Annotated in this window: 14 protein-coding genes and 1 tRNA gene; 6 read left to right on the forward strand and 9 right to left on the reverse strand. The window is 62.8% G+C overall.

All coding sequences use genetic code 11. The annotated features are described in order from the left end of the window. Positions 1-416: 416 nt before the first annotated feature. Positions 417-489 (reverse strand) — tRNA-Ala (locus SH412_RS13525). Between the two features lie 45 nt (positions 490-534). On the opposite strand from SH412_RS13525, the gene SH412_RS13530 reads away from it, so the two are divergent. The 3 genes from SH412_RS13530 (at position 535) to SH412_RS13540 (ending at position 3532) form a co-directional block, all read left to right on the forward strand. Beyond that, the gene (locus SH412_RS13530) at positions 535-777 is read left to right on the forward strand and encodes a hypothetical protein (RefSeq protein WP_336524044.1); all 243 of its coding nucleotides are present in this window, start codon (positions 535-537) and stop codon (positions 775-777) included. A 118-nt stretch (positions 778-895) separates the two neighbouring features. Then, a complete protein-coding gene (locus SH412_RS13535; protein ID WP_336524045.1) occupies positions 896-1213 on the forward strand; it encodes a hypothetical protein in 318 nt (105 codons plus the stop codon). A 204-nt stretch (positions 1214-1417) separates the two neighbouring features. Beyond that, the gene (locus SH412_RS13540; RefSeq protein WP_336524046.1) at positions 1418-3532 is read left to right on the forward strand and encodes an elongation factor G; all 2115 of its coding nucleotides are present in this window, start codon (positions 1418-1420) and stop codon (positions 3530-3532) included. A 30-nt stretch (positions 3533-3562) separates the two neighbouring features. Here the strand turns inward: SH412_RS13540 and ppsA are convergent, their stop codons facing one another. Further along, positions 3563-5980, reverse strand: a complete 2418-nt coding sequence (gene ppsA / locus SH412_RS13545) for a phosphoenolpyruvate synthase (RefSeq protein WP_336524047.1) — start codon at positions 5978-5980, stop codon at positions 3563-3565. Between the two features lie 489 nt (positions 5981-6469). Here ppsA and SH412_RS13550 point away from each other — a divergent pair, with 489 nt between their 5' ends. After that, positions 6470-7432 carry a beta-ribofuranosylaminobenzene 5'-phosphate synthase family protein gene (locus SH412_RS13550; protein ID WP_336524048.1) on the forward strand — a complete coding sequence of 321 codons (963 nt, stop codon included), beginning with the start codon at positions 6470-6472 and terminating at the stop codon, positions 7430-7432. An 87-nt stretch (positions 7433-7519) separates the two neighbouring features. Here SH412_RS13550 and SH412_RS13555 read toward each other — a convergent pair whose 3' ends face one another. From SH412_RS13555 to SH412_RS13585, 7 genes are all read right to left on the reverse strand, one after another. After that, positions 7520-8218 carry a TIGR04283 family arsenosugar biosynthesis glycosyltransferase gene (locus SH412_RS13555; protein WP_336524049.1) on the reverse strand — a complete coding sequence of 233 codons (699 nt, stop codon included), beginning with the start codon at positions 8216-8218 and terminating at the stop codon, positions 7520-7522. After that, the gene (locus SH412_RS13560; protein WP_336524050.1) at positions 8215-8976 is read right to left on the reverse strand and encodes an SDR family oxidoreductase; all 762 of its coding nucleotides are present in this window, start codon (positions 8974-8976) and stop codon (positions 8215-8217) included. Before SH412_RS13560 ends, SH412_RS13555 begins: the two co-directional genes overlap by 4 nt. A 114-nt stretch (positions 8977-9090) precedes the next feature. After that, on the reverse strand, positions 9091-9609 hold the full coding sequence (locus SH412_RS13565) for a hypothetical protein (RefSeq protein WP_336524051.1): 519 nt from the start codon (positions 9607-9609) through the stop codon (positions 9091-9093). Positions 9610-9638: 29 nt separating this feature from the next. Continuing rightward, positions 9639-9863, reverse strand: a complete 225-nt coding sequence (locus tag SH412_RS13570) for a hypothetical protein (RefSeq protein WP_336524052.1) — start codon at positions 9861-9863, stop codon at positions 9639-9641. A gap of 412 nt (positions 9864-10275) precedes the next feature. Continuing rightward, positions 10276-10770, reverse strand: coding sequence for a carboxypeptidase-like regulatory domain-containing protein (locus tag SH412_RS13575; RefSeq protein ID WP_336524053.1), 495 nt, complete (start codon positions 10768-10770; stop codon positions 10276-10278). A gap of 128 nt (positions 10771-10898) precedes the next feature. After that, positions 10899-11933, reverse strand: coding sequence for a DUF1559 domain-containing protein (locus SH412_RS13580; protein ID WP_336524054.1), 1035 nt, complete (start codon positions 11931-11933; stop codon positions 10899-10901). A gap of 554 nt (positions 11934-12487) precedes the next feature. After that, the gene (locus SH412_RS13585) at positions 12488-12667 is read right to left on the reverse strand and encodes a hypothetical protein (protein ID WP_336524055.1); all 180 of its coding nucleotides are present in this window, start codon (positions 12665-12667) and stop codon (positions 12488-12490) included. 123 nt (positions 12668-12790) lie between these two features. Here SH412_RS13585 and SH412_RS13590 point away from each other — a divergent pair, with 123 nt between their 5' ends. Both SH412_RS13590 and SH412_RS13595 read left to right on the forward strand, forming a co-directional pair. After that, positions 12791-13597 (forward strand): DUF4198 domain-containing protein, encoded by an 807-nt coding sequence (locus SH412_RS13590; RefSeq protein WP_336524056.1) that lies wholly within the window; start codon positions 12791-12793, stop codon positions 13595-13597. Positions 13598-13743: 146 nt separating this feature from the next. Beyond that, the gene (locus tag SH412_RS13595) at positions 13744-15000 is read left to right on the forward strand and encodes a CCA tRNA nucleotidyltransferase (protein ID WP_336524057.1); all 1257 of its coding nucleotides are present in this window, start codon (positions 13744-13746) and stop codon (positions 14998-15000) included. The last annotated feature ends 36 nt before the right edge of the window (positions 15001-15036 follow it).

Here is a 15036-nt window from a genome sequence, read left to right on the forward strand (position 1 = left end):
ACGTTTGCAGACTCGCAGGCGGTTCAACACGCCACGTTCCTTCGGAACGGACCTGAGACTCCCCAGTCAGCCGGAGCAGATCGACCACGTCCCGGCGGCGCAACGATAAGACCTTCGGCTTGGAAGCCCGGACGAGTTCCTGCCCTTTGGCGTTGGCAGTCAGCACCTCGGCATACCGCCGGGCAGCGCCCGGCGAGCCGGCTCTTACCCGGGAAACAAAACAGCCGCAACCTTGGTGAAGGCGCGGCCGTTTGAATCGGTGCAGAGTTTCGGAATCGAGTTCTTTGGACGTGGCACAGTGCAGCCCCCTGAATGGTTTCGGTGCATCGTTGCACCGAAAAAACCGCTCATTCGTGCTGCACTGCCGACCGTCGGCAGGTATCGTAAGTCCCGATTCAGCAAACATTTAGAACAAGTGGAGGATAGCGGGATCGAACCGCTGACCTCTTGCATGCCATGCAAGCGCTCTCCCAGCTGAGCTAATCCCCCTGGGTGGTGACACCATCCTGCCGACCAGTTTTACCAGATCTGCTGATGATGCCCGAACTTATCGGCGTGACGCCCCTGTCGAATCCAGCATTTCCAGACGCGACGACGGGGACGATATCAGGAGCTTTCCCGACCGTCAAGCATTCGGACTCCCCTCAACCGGAAAAGGTTCGCGGCGTCTCCCAAGTCTCGGACTTCGATCAAAAATCACGTGATGTGGAACGCGGCGATTGTAAAATCTTCCATTTCACGCCCCGGTGCTTGCCGAACAATCGTTACGACCGGTAGAGTTGGCTTCTGTGGGGCGCCTCGATCCTGAGACGCCGCGAACGAAACAAGGCAGGGATGCCCCTCCCGTCGGATCTCAATCGACGTCGAGGACTCTGGAAACACAGGGAGCTCACGGATGAGCAATTTGCGCGTGTTCTGGCCGGAAGACTTTCAGCCTGCCATTCCTGCAAAGTCCGCCGGGACCATCCGGCTGTCCGCCACCGGGACTGCGATGGTCCACCGGGCGCAGAAGGTTTCCGGGCCTCATCTGTCCGTCTTGGATCGCGCCAGGCTACTTCGTGAAAACAGCCGCTGCCGCGTCTGCGGGCATTGCGGCGCACTGCCGCTGGTCGGAGACGACGCCGAGCTGAACCGCTCCGGCCGTCCGATCCCCGGGACCGGCACTCTGCTCGGCTTCCACTGCAGCGGCTGCGGTACGGAATGGTCCGTCTGAAGTTGCAGTTCCAGCGAATTCCTTGCGTCCTCTGACTTGCCCCGGCTCATGCCGGGACGTCATGGCTGACACGCGCATCTTGAGGAGTCCCCGTTCGACGGCCAGATTTTTCTGGAAGGCCTGTCCTTGGGAGAGTAGGCTGATCAGTCACGTCCGTCCCCGTGTCTGACTCGGATATCACTCCCATGATCGAAGGGGCACGTCATGTCGAGCTATCGATTTGAGCAAATCCGGAACATCGTCCTGGTGGGCCACGGAGCGGTCGGCAAGACCTCACTTGCCGACCTTTTTCTTTTTAAGGCCGGCATCGGATCGCGCGCCGGTTCGGTCGACGAGGGGACCAGCCAGCTCGATTTCGACGACGAAGCCCGCCAGCGTCATTTCTCCATTTCCTCCGCGATGGTGCACTTCGCTCACAAAGGGGTCCGGGTCAATGTCATCGACACGCCCGGCTATCCGGACTTCGTCGGCCAGGCCATCAGCGCACTCTGCGCCGCGGAAACTGCCATCTCCGTCATCAGTGCGACTGCGGGTGTTGAGGCCAACACCCGACGGACTTTCGATCTGGCCGGCAAGGCCCAGCTTGCGCGCATGATCGTCATCAACAAACTCGATCAGGAAAACATCGACTTCACCGGCCTCGTCCAGCAGATCCAGGAATCCTTCGGACGCAACTGCGTCCCAATGAACGTCCCGACCGCCACCGGCGTCGACTTCCGCGGCGTCATCGGCACGCTCGAAGCCTCAAAAATGGAAGCCGCCACCGCCGCGGGCCAGGCCGTCGAATACGGGTCCGCGGTGATGGATGCCATCATCGAGGCCGACGAGGAGTTGATGGAGCGTTACCTCGACGGCCAGGAACTTTCTTCCGACGAAGTCCTCGCCGGAGCGACGAAAGCCATCGCCACCGGCGGACTGATCCCGATTTTCTGCGTCAGCGCCCGGACCGGCGCCGGCATCCCTGAACTGATGGATGCGATCGTCGATTTCGCCCTCTCCCCCGGCGAACTGGTTCGCCACGCCACCCGCGATACGGGCGAGGAAATCGAAGTCGCCACCGACGAAGAAGCGCCGCTGATCGCCCAGGTCTTCAAGACGCGGATCGATCCGTTCGTCTCCAAAATGAGCTTCATCCGCATCTTCTCCGGCCGGCTGACCAAGGATTCCACCGTTCGCGACGTGCGAACCGGACGCGGCGTCAAGATCCATCAATTGCTCGACGTCCAGGGAGGCAACGTCGAGGCCGTCGATGAAGCCCACGCGGGCGACGTGATCGCCGTGGCCAAAATCGACGACTTTCAGGTCGGAGATACGCTCGTCAGCAACGGGGAGACGCTGGAGCTGCCCCACTTGAAATTTCCCATGCCGATGATCGGCCTGGCGGTTGAACCCCGCAGCCGATCCGATCAGCAGAAGATCTCCGGAGCTTTGCACAAGATCGAGGAAGAGGACCCCACCTTTCACGTGATCCGCGACGGCCAGACGCACGAAATGGTCATGCAGGGGATGAGCGAACTGCACCTCCAGGTCGTTCAGGAACGCCTGCATCGACGCGAGAAGGTCGATGTCGTCACTCATGCCCCCAGAATTCCCTACCGGGAAACGATTCTCGAATCCGCCGAGGGGAGCTACCGGCACAAAAAGCAGACCGGCGGCTCCGGACAGTTCGCCGAGGTCCATCTCCGCGTCTATCCGCTCGAACAGGGCCTCGACCCCGACACGTACTTCACGCGGGAACGCTTCCCCGGCCTGCGGGAGTTCCACTACGACCCGGCGATCAACTTCGCCTACCTGGACTGCGTGTCCGGCGGTTCGGTCCCGAATCAGTTCATCCCCGCGGTGGAGAAGGGGGTCCGCGAGGAAATGGAACTGGGCATCCTGGCCGGATGCCCGATGCAGGACGTCGCCGTGGCCCTCTTCTTCGGCAAGGATCATCCGGTCGACAGCAACGAAGCTGCCTTCCGGACCGCCGGCGCGCACTGTTTCCGCGAGACGGCCCTGCAGGCGAAACCCGCGCTGCTCGAACCGATCGTCCACCTGGAAGTGACTGTCCCCGCCGACAAGCTGGGTGACGTCACCAGCGATCTCAACACCCGGCGCGGCCGGATGGAAGGGCTCGACCTCCTGCCGGGCGGCCAGCAGGTCATCCGCGCCCGTGCGCCGCAGGCCGAAGTCATGACCTACGCCCGACACCTCTCCGGCCTGACGGGAGGGCAGGGGAGCTACACCATGGAGCTCAGCCACTACGAGCTGATGCCTCCCAACGAGCAGATCAAAGTCGTCCAGACCTCCAGTAACGGTCGCCACAACGGCTCGTGACGCCTGCCGACGGAACGGAGACGACAGGGATCACCGTCCCAGCCGTTGCTCGGCTTCCACGATCTTGGGCAATGTCCGCAGCAGCGAATCCGGGTTCAGCGAGATGCTGTCGATCCCCTGCTCGACGAGGAACTGGGCAAACTCCGGATAGTCGCTCGGCGCCTGCCCGCAGATCCCAATTTTCCGGCCCTTCGCCTTCACCCGCTGAATTGCCTGGGCGATCATCTCTTTGACCGCGCCGTTCCGCTCGTCGAAGACATGAGCCACGATCTCGGAGTCCCGATCGACTCCCAGCACAAGCTGCGTCAGATCGTTCGAACCGATTGAGAACCCGTCAAAGATCTCGGCGAATTCGTCGGCGAGGATCACGTTGGCGGGAATCTCGCACATCACGTAGACCTCCAGCCCGTTCTGGCCGCGGACCAGACCGTGCCGGGCCATTTCCGCCAGTACCTTTCGCCCCTCCTCCACCGTGCGGCAGAAGGGGATCATCAGCTTCAGATTGGTCAGTCCCATCTCATCGCGAACCCGCTTCATCGCCTGGCATTCCAGACCGAACGCCTCCCGATACCGCTCATTGTAATAGCGCGAAGCCCCGCGGAAGCCGATCATCGGATTCTCTTCGGTCGGCTCGTACGGCTGTCCGCCGATCAGATTGGCGTACTCGTTCGTCTTGAAATCGCTCATCCGGACGATCACGTCCCGCGGTGAAAACGCCGCTGCGATCGTCGCCACCCCCTGCGCCAGCTTGTCGACGAAGTAGCCGGGTTTGTCGGTATAGCCGGCCGTCAGCCGATCGATCTGCGACTTGACCTGCAAGTCGCTGAGCGAGTCGTAGTCCAGCAGCGCCTGCGGGTGAATCTTGATCGACGTCGAGATAATGAACTCTTCCCGCGCCAGGCCGACGCCGTCGCTCGGCAGAAACGACAGGCGCAGGGCTTCGTCCGGATTGCCGATGTTCAGCATCACATGCGTCTTCGGTCGCTGCAGGCATTCCAGATCCAGCCGCTGCACGTCGAACTGCAGCCGGCCATCGTACACTCGACCCTCTTCCCCCTCGGCGCACGACACCGTCACAGTCTGCCCGGGACGCAGCACCTCGGTCGCATTCTCACACCCGACCACCGCCGCCAGCCCCAGCTCTCGGCTCACGATCGCCGCATGGCACGTCCGTCCTCCCCGGTTCGTGACAATCGCGGAAGCCTTCTTCATCGCCGGCTCCCAGTCCGGATCGGTCTTGTCGGCAACCAGCACTTCCCCCTCCAGAAACTCGGACAGATGGCTGACGTCGGTGATGACGCGCACCGGCCCCGCGCCGATCCGTTCGCCGACGCTCCGTCCGCGGACCAGTACGTCCCCCCGTTCTCGCAGTTCGAACGTCTCCTGCTGCTGCAGGTTCTTACGGGACTGCACCGTCTCCGGCCGCGCCTGAACGATCCACAGCTCCCCGGTGAGGCCGTCCTTGGCCCACTCCATGTCCATCGGCGTAAATGTGCCGCGCTTCTGCGAGTAGTGATCCTCGATGACGCACGCCCAGCGGGCGAGCTGCAGGATCTCATCGTCCGTTAGCGCAAACCGCCCCCGGGCTTCGTCGGGAACCGGCACGTTGCGAGTCATCCGTCCGCCGCCGACGTCGTAGATCAGCTTGAACTCCTTGCTCCCCAGCCGGCGCTGCAGGATCGGCCGGAAGCCGGTCTTGAGCGTCGGTTTGAAGACCAGAAACTCGTCGGGATTCACTGAACCCTGCACGACGTTTTCGCCCAGTCCGTACGCCGCATTGATCAGCACCGCGTCCTTGAAGCCGGTCTCGGTATCGATCGAAAACATCACCCCCGAGCTGGCCAGGTCCGACCGGACCATCCGCTGGACGCCGATCGACAGAGCGATCTCCAGTTGGTCGAATCCCTTGTCCGTCCGGTAGGAAATCGCCCGGTCGGTGAACAGCGATGCAAAGCAGCGCTTGCAGACTTCCAGCAACTGCCCGTGCCCCTGCACGTTGAGGTACGTTTCCTGCTGCCCGGCAAAACTCGCGTCCGGCAGGTCCTCCGCCGTAGCGCTGCTGCGGACCGCCACGTCCAGCAGCAGCTCAGGATCGCCGCACAACTCTTCATAGGCCTGCGAGATCGCCGCCTGCAGCCCGACGGGGAGTTCGGCGGCGATAATCGCATGCCGGATCGCCCGGCCGCAGGCCTGCAGACTGGTCACGTCCCCCGGCTTGCGCCGGGCCAGGATCCGTTCGATCTCGCGGTCCACTCCTGTTTCCGACAGAAAGTCGCGATAGGCGTCGGCCGTAATCGCAAATCCGTTCGGAACCTGCACCCCCTGCGCCGCCAGCTCTCGATACATTTCTCCGAGCGAAGCGTTCTTGCCCCCCACCAGGGGAATGTCCGCCAGAGTCGTCTCGGCAAACCAGCGGATCCAGCGAGAAGTGGTCGTCGACGGACTCATAGTGCGGACTCCTGTCGCCTGATCAGACTCAGTGCTCGTAGCGTCGCGATATTCACGATAGTCCGCCAGCGCATCGAACTGCAAGGAGCCGCGAGCCCGACCTCGCTCCACGCAACCAATCCGTAAGGGGTAGCCGGCGGCTGAAGCGTCTTCGCGAAGCCCCGGTCTTCAACAACAGATGATTGAGCGACGAGAGCCCGGAGTCGAGATCCAGAGAAAGTAAGAAGCGGGCAGGCAAGCAACTTTCTCTGGCATTCAGCCCGATCCCTCCGACGACTCGCGATTCTTTCTTCATTCTCCGTGACTTTCGTGACCTCCGTGGTTCAAACTCTTCTCATCCATTCGTGTTCATTCGCGAAATTCGTGGTGACCGTCCTTCCTTTCTCCACGTCTTCCGCGCCTCCGTGGTGAACCTCTTGCCTCCCCCGCAGCGCACCGCCCGCAGCCGTCGAATTTGCGTTGCGGAACAACTTCGGGCATGCTGCTCGCATGAAGACACGTCTCGCCATTCGGACCGGTTCCCGCCTGCATCTCGGCCCGCTCGCCGTCGGAGCCCCCTCCGGTCGACGGTTCGGCGGCGTCGGGCTGATGATCGACCAGCCCGGCTACCATCTGCGCGCCGAGTCCGCCCCCGAGTGGTCCTACGAAGGCCCCGCAGACGTAGCACAGCGACTTCAGCAGTTCGCCGATCGTTTCCGCCAGCACATCCCGGACGTCCCCTCCCTCCGGTTGACTGTCCTGCACGCCGGTCCGTCCCATGCCGGGCTCGGGTCCGGCACTCAGATCGGCCTCGCCGTCGCCCGGTTGCTGAGTCAGTTCGCCCGCAGAACCGAGTTTTCGGTCGATGAACTGGCGCACTCAGTCGGACGCGGACAGCGGTCGGCTCTAGGCGTTCACGGCTTCGTCCACGGCGGATTTCTCGTCGAAGGGGGCAAGCTGACCGACACGGAAGTCGGCGCCCTCGCCGCCCGGCTCGAATTCCCCGACGACTGGCGAATCATCCTCGTCCAGCCTCCACGGACCGTCGGCCTGTCCGGCGCCGCCGAGCAGCAAGCCTTCGAGTCCCTCGCGCCGATGCCGCATGGACTGACGACCGAACTCTGTCGGATCGTTCTGATGGAGCTCCTGCCGGCCCTCACGCGCAAGCACTTCGAGGAATTCGCCCACGCCGTCGGGCACTTCAGCCGACTCGTCGGGGACTACTTCGCCCCTCAGCAGGGAGGCTGGTTCGCCGATCGCCGCATGGAAGCCCTCTCCCTCGATCTCGAATCCCGCGGCTGGCTGGGCGTCGCCCAGTCCTCCTGGGGACCAACCATCGCCATCTTCTGCCCGTCAGCAGCAGCCGCCGAGCAACTCATCGGTGACGTTCTCTCCCGCCCCCCCTGGGCCGACTGCCAGACGCGCATCGTCAGCGGCCTCAATCACGGCGCCGAACTGATCACAGCCGATTGAGAAGTGTGAGTTGTCTTTTTAGTGTTTGGTGTTTGGTGTTTAGTGTTTGGTGTTATTTTCGAACTTCGTGCTTCGAATTTCGACCTTCTACCTCACTGTTGGGTACCACCTCGCCAGTTCATCCGGCGGAACCCCCGTCGAGGCCAGCATCAGCAGAGACCAGTTCCGCAGCGTCTGTCGCACCAGCCCCGCCTGCTGCCACCGACGGGCCGAAACTAGCAGCGGCCCCGGCAGCACCACCGTTCGACCAGCCCGCACGAGCCTCCGGCTCAACAGCCAGTCTTCCATCAGCCGCACTTCAGGAAAGCCCCCGAGCCGCTCGAAAACGTCCCGGCGGAAAAACAATCCCTGATCCCCATACATCCAGCCGCTGACCAGCACTCGCAGCAGGTTGCCCCGCTCAACGATCCGATAACGCCAGCCCACCGCATCGATCCGTTGACAGAAGCAACCGCCCGCAACCGCCGGATCGGCCAACACCGTGCGGATCTGACCGCAGGCGCCCATCGCCAGCCGACAGTCGGCATGCAGGAACAGCAGCACATCCCCCCGGCTCCGCTCCGCCCCCGCATTCTGCTGCCGGGCTCGCCCCCGCGTGCCGGTCAGGACGCAGTCCGCAGATTTCGCGAGATCGACTGTCCCGTCGGTGCTCCCCCCATCGACCACGACGATTTCATCGGCACCGGCCGCGCGAGCGCTGGCAATTGCCGCGGCAATGTTCCCCGCTTCCTGTAGCGCGGGAATGATCACCGAAACCGTCAGCGCCTGCCCGACGCCGTCGCTCATCGCGACAGCCAGCCGCCGTCGATGGCAATCACGCTCCCATGCACGTAATTTGACGCATCTGACGCCAGAAAGACCACCAGCCCGGCCAGCTCATCCGGCGTCCCCCAGCGTCCCGCCGGGATGCGGTCCAGAATCTGCGGCCCGCGGACGGGGTCGTCCTGCAGCGGCCCCGACAGGTCCGTTTCGATATATCCCGGGCAGATGCAGTTCACGTTGATCCCCCGCCGGCTCCACGCATTCGCCAGCGACTTCGTCAGTCCCGCAATCCCATGCTTGGCCGCAGCGTACGCGGGAATATTGAATCCACCCTGAAACGTCATCACCGACCCGACATTGACAATCTTGCCCCGCCCCCGTTCCAGCATCCCGGCCGACACCTGCTGCGACAGATCGAACGCCGCCGTCAGGTGGACTTGCAGCATCTCCTCCCAATGGGCGAGGGGATATTCCTCCGGCGGATGCCGCCCCGTGATCCCCGCATTATTCACCAAAATGTCGACCCGCCCGGCCGCCTCGATCACCCGCTCAACCAGCCCCGTCCGCTGGTCGGGCTTTCCGAGATCCGCCTGCAGACTCCAGAATTCCCGACCCAGCCCGCGGACGCGGGACTCCGTTTCCGGGCACGACCCGGAGCGGGTCACCGTCGCAATGTCGGCCCCCGCCTCGGCCAGCCCGATCGCCATCGACTGCCCAAGCCCCCGGCCGGCTCCGGTCACCAGCGCCACTCGCCCATCCAGCCGAAACAGATCCAGAATCATGTCCGCTCCCAGTGGTTACGCCACGCCCAGGTCCGCGTGGAAGTTCGACGCTTCTTGAAGAAGCGAGCTGCGAGCCCTCGCTCTTTCCTTGACCCGACTGATTGTGACAACGCACTAAAAACCGGGCGGACTTTCCAGCGGCACATCCAGAGCCTTGGAAATATCGTCGGCCAGCGCCTCGTTGCGGCGAATGTCACGATCCCGAGTCCAACTCGGATCCTCTTCCAAGCCGCCGATTTGGACGATCTTCCAGGAACCGGAGCCGGTCTGCTCAAGCGTTAGGACCGGTCGCAGGTGGTAGCTGTCCCGTTCAAGGGACGCCTTCACCGTCGCGCGACCGCCGTCAACCGCCGCGTTTTCGATCGTCACGCGGGTATCGAGCTGTACTTTCCAGGGCTCGATGCTGGAACGCGCCTCGTCCGCCTTGCGCAGGTCGTCCGACAGAAACGTCCTCGCTTCGGAGCGGTTGCCGTCAATGACCGCCTGCAGAAAGTCGCGGGCGACGCGTTCTGCGCTCCGGGAAGGGCTCGTCATCCAGAAAAGCCCGCCCGCCAGTGCCGCAAGACCCAGCACTGCAACTCCCACGATGGTTGACAGGCTGAATTCAGCGGGGGCGGCTGGAGCGTCCGGCATCCGGGTTTCCCCGAGCAATCGAGCCGGCTTCAGGCGCCGGGGCGATAGCGACGGTAGGCGGAAAGAACTTCAAAGAGATCCGCGGAGACGGCGACTTCATCGTCGGCAAAGTCTTCGAGCCAGGCGCGGTCGCCGCGAACGGCATCGAGGAGGGCGTTGGAAATCTCACCCAGGCGGACGCGGACGCTGAAGCGGGAATCCTCTGCCGGTGCGGGAGAGTCTTCACCGGTAAACAGCCGGAGGCGATGACGCATGGCGCATCCTTGCAACTGACGCCCCTTTGAGGCGACGTCCGAACGTACGGTTTCGATGTCCCGGCGCTCCCGCCGGTACCGCGTGTCGTAAGAGAAATCGACCACGGGACAGGCAAGCTTGATGAAATGTAGGGACCGGCGGAGATTTCCTCACCGTGCCGTCCGGGCGGCTGAGACGGAATCTCTGATCTGCCGGGAGGTTACGTCGCTCCCTGCGGCAGTCTTTGCCGCAGACGCCGATCGCCAATCGGCAGAGTTGGCAGATCCGGAGCCGGAGCGACCAGACTCTGTCGATTGGCGATCAAATGCGGAATGGTGCGGAGCGCGTGAAACACAAACAGCGCCATGCTTCACGCTGTGGTTGGCATGTCCGCTGGACCGCACGAAGCCTGGTTCTCAGTTCCGGCGCTGACTACCCCTTGAGTTGAATCGTAAACTCGTTCTTTCCGGTTGGAGTAACCTCCTCGGTCAACAGCGACGTCGCCGGGTCGCCGTAGCGCGCAGGAACGCCAAGTTTTGGCGCCGGAGGAGGCCCCGGTTTGACGCCCGCCTTGTGCTCTTTCTCCATCTCTTCAAAAGTCGTCGGCTCCTTGTAGGTCGGGGCCACGCTGGACTTGCGGACTGAAATGCGATATTTCCCGGCGGGAACACCACGCTTGCCGGGCGGAACATTGAGCTGAAATTGCCCCATCTCGTCGGTCATCGCCACGGCCGTGGCGTTGCCGTCTTCCCGGCTGAAGGCGACCACCGCGCCATCGACGGGGGCCCCTTCCAGCAGAACGGTGCCGGAGGCTGGATAGCGAGGCGTGTTATCGCCGCCTCCGCCGCAGCCTGCGGCACAGAGGAGAACGATGACAGCCAAGCGTCGCACGCCGCAGATTCGATCCGCCAGTTCGAACAGAGTCATTCAGTGGCGCCTCAATTTGATGCAGAGGAGACAATTTCTCCGGGCAACCTCAGCATACGGACAATCGACCCGCCACCCCGGAGCCACGGCAGCCGTTCGGTGAACCCGTCGTCAATTCTCAATGCGGATTAGAATTCGCTGACGGTCTCGTTGCCCGCCTTCGTTCCCAACGCACCCCAGACGCCATAGGGACTCTGAGCCGTCGTCGGCGCTACTGCGAGGTTGCCGGAGTTGATGTTGTTCGAAACGAATCGGACGGCACCATCCGCCATCAGACAGTGCGCGCCGCCGGTGTGATGGCTGGAAGCGCTGATGATCGAATCCGCCACATAGTTCGTGCTGTTGGTGCACGAGGCGGAGTTCGGCGGCAGCACCGTCGTAAACCCCGCGCAGTGCGGGGAACCATCCGACCACATCGAAGGAACATCGGCCCCCCGCACGGTCGAAGTTCCGGTGGGATAGTATTGTCCGGTCGACAGGGCCAGACACGCCGCTGGCGTACTCACATCGACCGGTCCCGCAACGCCCCACAAGACTCGCAGCGGATCGCCGAAGTTCTTATTGGCCCGTTCGGCCATCGCAATCGTGTTGCTGGTCCCGTCGGTAATGTCCCGCATCTGAGTCCGAGAATTGGAGCCGAAAATCCCGCGGGTCGAAGTCGCGGCGTAGACGCCATTCACCGAATCCCCCAGACAGAGTCGATAACACTGCGTCCCGATACTGGAGTACTTCTGCAAGGAATTCGCGTCGGACGGACACAAATAGCCGGGAACCTGCTGCTTCCAGGGCGGATAGACGACGTCCCAAGAGTAGGGAGCGGCCGTAAATCCCATCGGCAGAAACGTCGTGGCCCCGACCGTCAGAGGGGACGAAACCTGCGCGAACAGCGGCGACTGATCGAGGAACGGCAGCAGCGCCAGATTAGCGTGGTTGTTGTAGTAGACGTTGCCGACGGTCCATCGCATGAACGGCAGCACGCCGTGAGTGTCGTGATAGTTGTGAAGCGCCAGCCCCAGTTGTTTCAGGTTGTTGCGGCACTGAGTGCGACGCGCGGCTTCGCGCGCCTGCTGCACAGCGGGCAACAACAGGGCGATCAGGATCGCGATAATCGCAATCACGACCAGCAGCTCGATGAGCGTAAAACCGAGACGATGTTTTCTCATGCTCACTCTCTCTCCAGTTCGAACAGGCAAAATAAGAAAATGTAGAAAAACACGATACTCGTGTGCGCGATCAATTGCGCGATCAAATTCGCCGAATGATGGATTTCGCCGAGAAGGCCGGGCAGGCAAGTCGTCGCGACCGAAGTGCAACGTCAGCAAGCAGCCACGCCGCATCGTCGGGCAGCGCAGATCCGGAATGATCGACGATCAGATCACGTTCGGTCCGACGAGAGTCTGCCTCGGAGTTCGCAAGCGAAACCGCTTTGGAACCCGGCAAGGCAGTATCGGCGACCAGCGGCGAACTGCATCATCGAGTCGATCAGGACACGCTGGATTTCCGTGAAATGTTGCGGTTTACTTCAGTAAAATCGGGATCACGGTTAATGGTTCGCAAACCCTGTACCGGAAATGAAACGATGCGGCTGGATGCTTCGGTCAGCCTGCGTCCCGCAATTCCGGAAGCAATGCAGACATAGAGTCTTCATCATCGAATAGCACGCTCGCAAAGGTGATTCAAGGTCCGGCGGTTCTCCTGCGACCGCGTCGTCTCGCTTTCATTGACCGCCTGCCTCGACGTCCGGCTGATCGCGAAACGGGGCAAGCGCTCCGGATTCTTCGTAGTACGGCGATCTCATGGACCGAGCGTCGTCCTGCACCTGGTCCTCGACATCCAGCCGGTTCCACTCGCGAATCGCGGGTGCGAAATCCCCCCGCACGCGATGTCTGAATTTCACCGGCCTCTTGCCTCTCACGACATTTCGTTCTGGCACGTGACATCCGCCGGGAATTCTGGTTCGATAGCGGTATCTCTCCCCGCATTGCCGGGCAGGGGGCTGTTCATTCCGGGAGTACCGCTCATGTCGCCCGTTCGCCTGTTGCTGACCGCCTGCCTGGCTACGTCGCTTGACATTTCGCTGGCCGCTGCTCACGACACCTGGCTGCAGTGCAATATCCCGGTTGTCCGGGCCGGCGAAACCGTCTATCTCGACCTGATGCTGGGGAATCACGGCAACGAGCACCGCGACTACTTGCTCGCCAGCAAGATCGGCCTCGAGAAAGCCACGTTCAAGGTCATCGATCCGGCGGGGAGAGCGTATGACCTCAAGGATCGCCTGATCGACACGGGATACACGCCCAAGGAAGGCTTCTGGTCGGCCCGCTTCAATCCGGTTGAGCCGGGAATGCATATGGCGGTCCACTCCCTCGACCAGTTGGTGAACCACGGCACGCCGACCCGGGCGCACAAGAGCGCCAAGACGTGCTTTGTGGCGAGCAGGCTGCTGGATAAAGTCCCGGAGGAGAATCCCGGATTCGACCGCGTGTTCGGGCATCCGCTGGAGATCGTTCCTGAGGCGAATCCCGTCACACCGTCCGGCCCCGAAGTGCCGATCCGGATCAAAGTTCTCCTGAAGGGCAAAGCGTTCGAGGGGGCTCGCGTGTCGTTCATTCCGCGTGGCGTCCGGCTGGCGGACGGCTTCGACGAGACTTACGAGCGGAAAACCAACGCCAACGGTCGCTGCTCGTTTACGCCCAAAGAGGGCAATCATTACCTGATCGTGGTCCATCACAAGACGGACGAGGCCGGAGACGGGTACATGGCGACGGCGTATTCCGCTACGCTGACGGTGCTCGTGCCCGACATCTGCCCCTGCTGCGGGGAGTAGCGGCGCCGATTCCTGTTTAACGGGCCGCTGAGGTCGGTCGCCTCGGGCCGTCTCCAGCCGATCGTCAAGATCCTGAGAAGCTCGATGGCCCGGCCCCAGAGCCACCCGGCCCGAACCCGGCCCTTCCACAGATTGTCCCGACCGGCATGACGACGACTCAGCGAGAACTGGCAGTTTCTATCGTCCAGCGCTTGCGCGAAGCCGGATTTGAAGCACTCTTCGCCGGCGGCTGCGTCCGGGATCTGCTGCTGGGGCGAGATCCCAAGGACTACGACGTCGCCACCACGGCGACCCCCGAGCAGGTGCGCCAGACGTTCGGTTATAAGCGGACGCTGGCGATCGGGGCCAGCTTCGGCGTGATCGCCGTCCTGGGAGCCAAAGGGGTCCCGCCAGTCGAAGTGGCGACATTCCGGACGGAAGGCCCCTACTCGGACGGTCGACGGCCGGAATCGGTCAGCTACTGTTCGCCCGCCGAGGACGCCCTGCGCCGCGATTTCACCATCAACGGCATGTTCTACGATCCCATCGACTGCCGCGTCTTTGACTACGTCGGAGGCGAACGCGACCTGGCGGCGCGGGTCGTCCGCGCCATCGGCGATCCGGCAGCGAGAATGGAAGAGGACAAGCTCCGGCTGCTGCGCGCAGTCCGCTTCGCCGCAGTCCTCGACTTTCAGCTCGATCCGGCCACTGCGGAGGCGGTCCGGCGGATGGCGCCTCAACTCGTCGTCGTCAGCGCGGAACGGATTGCGCAGGAACTGCGGCGAATGCTGATCAATACTCACCGCCGGCGGGCCGTGCAGCTCAGCGAAGAACTCGGCCTGTTGCAGGTAATGCTGCCGGAAGTGCCGATTTCGGCGTTCTGGACAGGCACGCCCCCCCGCGTGCAGACCATGCTGGAACTGCTGGAGCAGCCGTCGTTCGAACTGGCGTTTGCCACGCTGGTGTCGTCCCTGCCTCCCGAACCGACGGTGCGGGGGATGTGCCGGAAGCTGCGGCTGTCGAATCACGAAACGACCAGAATTGTATGGCTGGTCCAGAATCTGACTCTGCTGGATGACGTACTGACGTTTTCGCAGGCTCGGCTCAAACGGACATTGTCCCATCCCGGCGCAGTCGAACTGGTCGCGCTGTCGCGCGTCCGTCGGCTGGTCATGAACGCCGATCTGCAGCCGGTCCTGTTCTGCGAGCAATATCTGCGGGAGACTTCGCCGGACGTGTTGAATCCTCCGCCACTGGTGACCGGCGACGACCTGATCCGGCTCGGCTGGCGCCCGGGACCGGAATTCCGACCTCTGCTCGACCAGGTGCGCGATGCCCAGCTCAATGGGGACCTCGCCACGAAAGCTGACGGGATCGAACTGGCCCGTCGATTGCATCCCCCCGGGGATATTGATAAATCCTAGGGGAATCGTAGTCGGGTGGCCGGGGCTGGAGCGTCT

Source organism: Planctellipticum variicoloris, from assembly GCF_030622045.1.
Taxonomy (GTDB): domain Bacteria; phylum Planctomycetota; class Planctomycetia; order Planctomycetales; family Planctomycetaceae; genus Planctellipticum; species Planctellipticum variicoloris.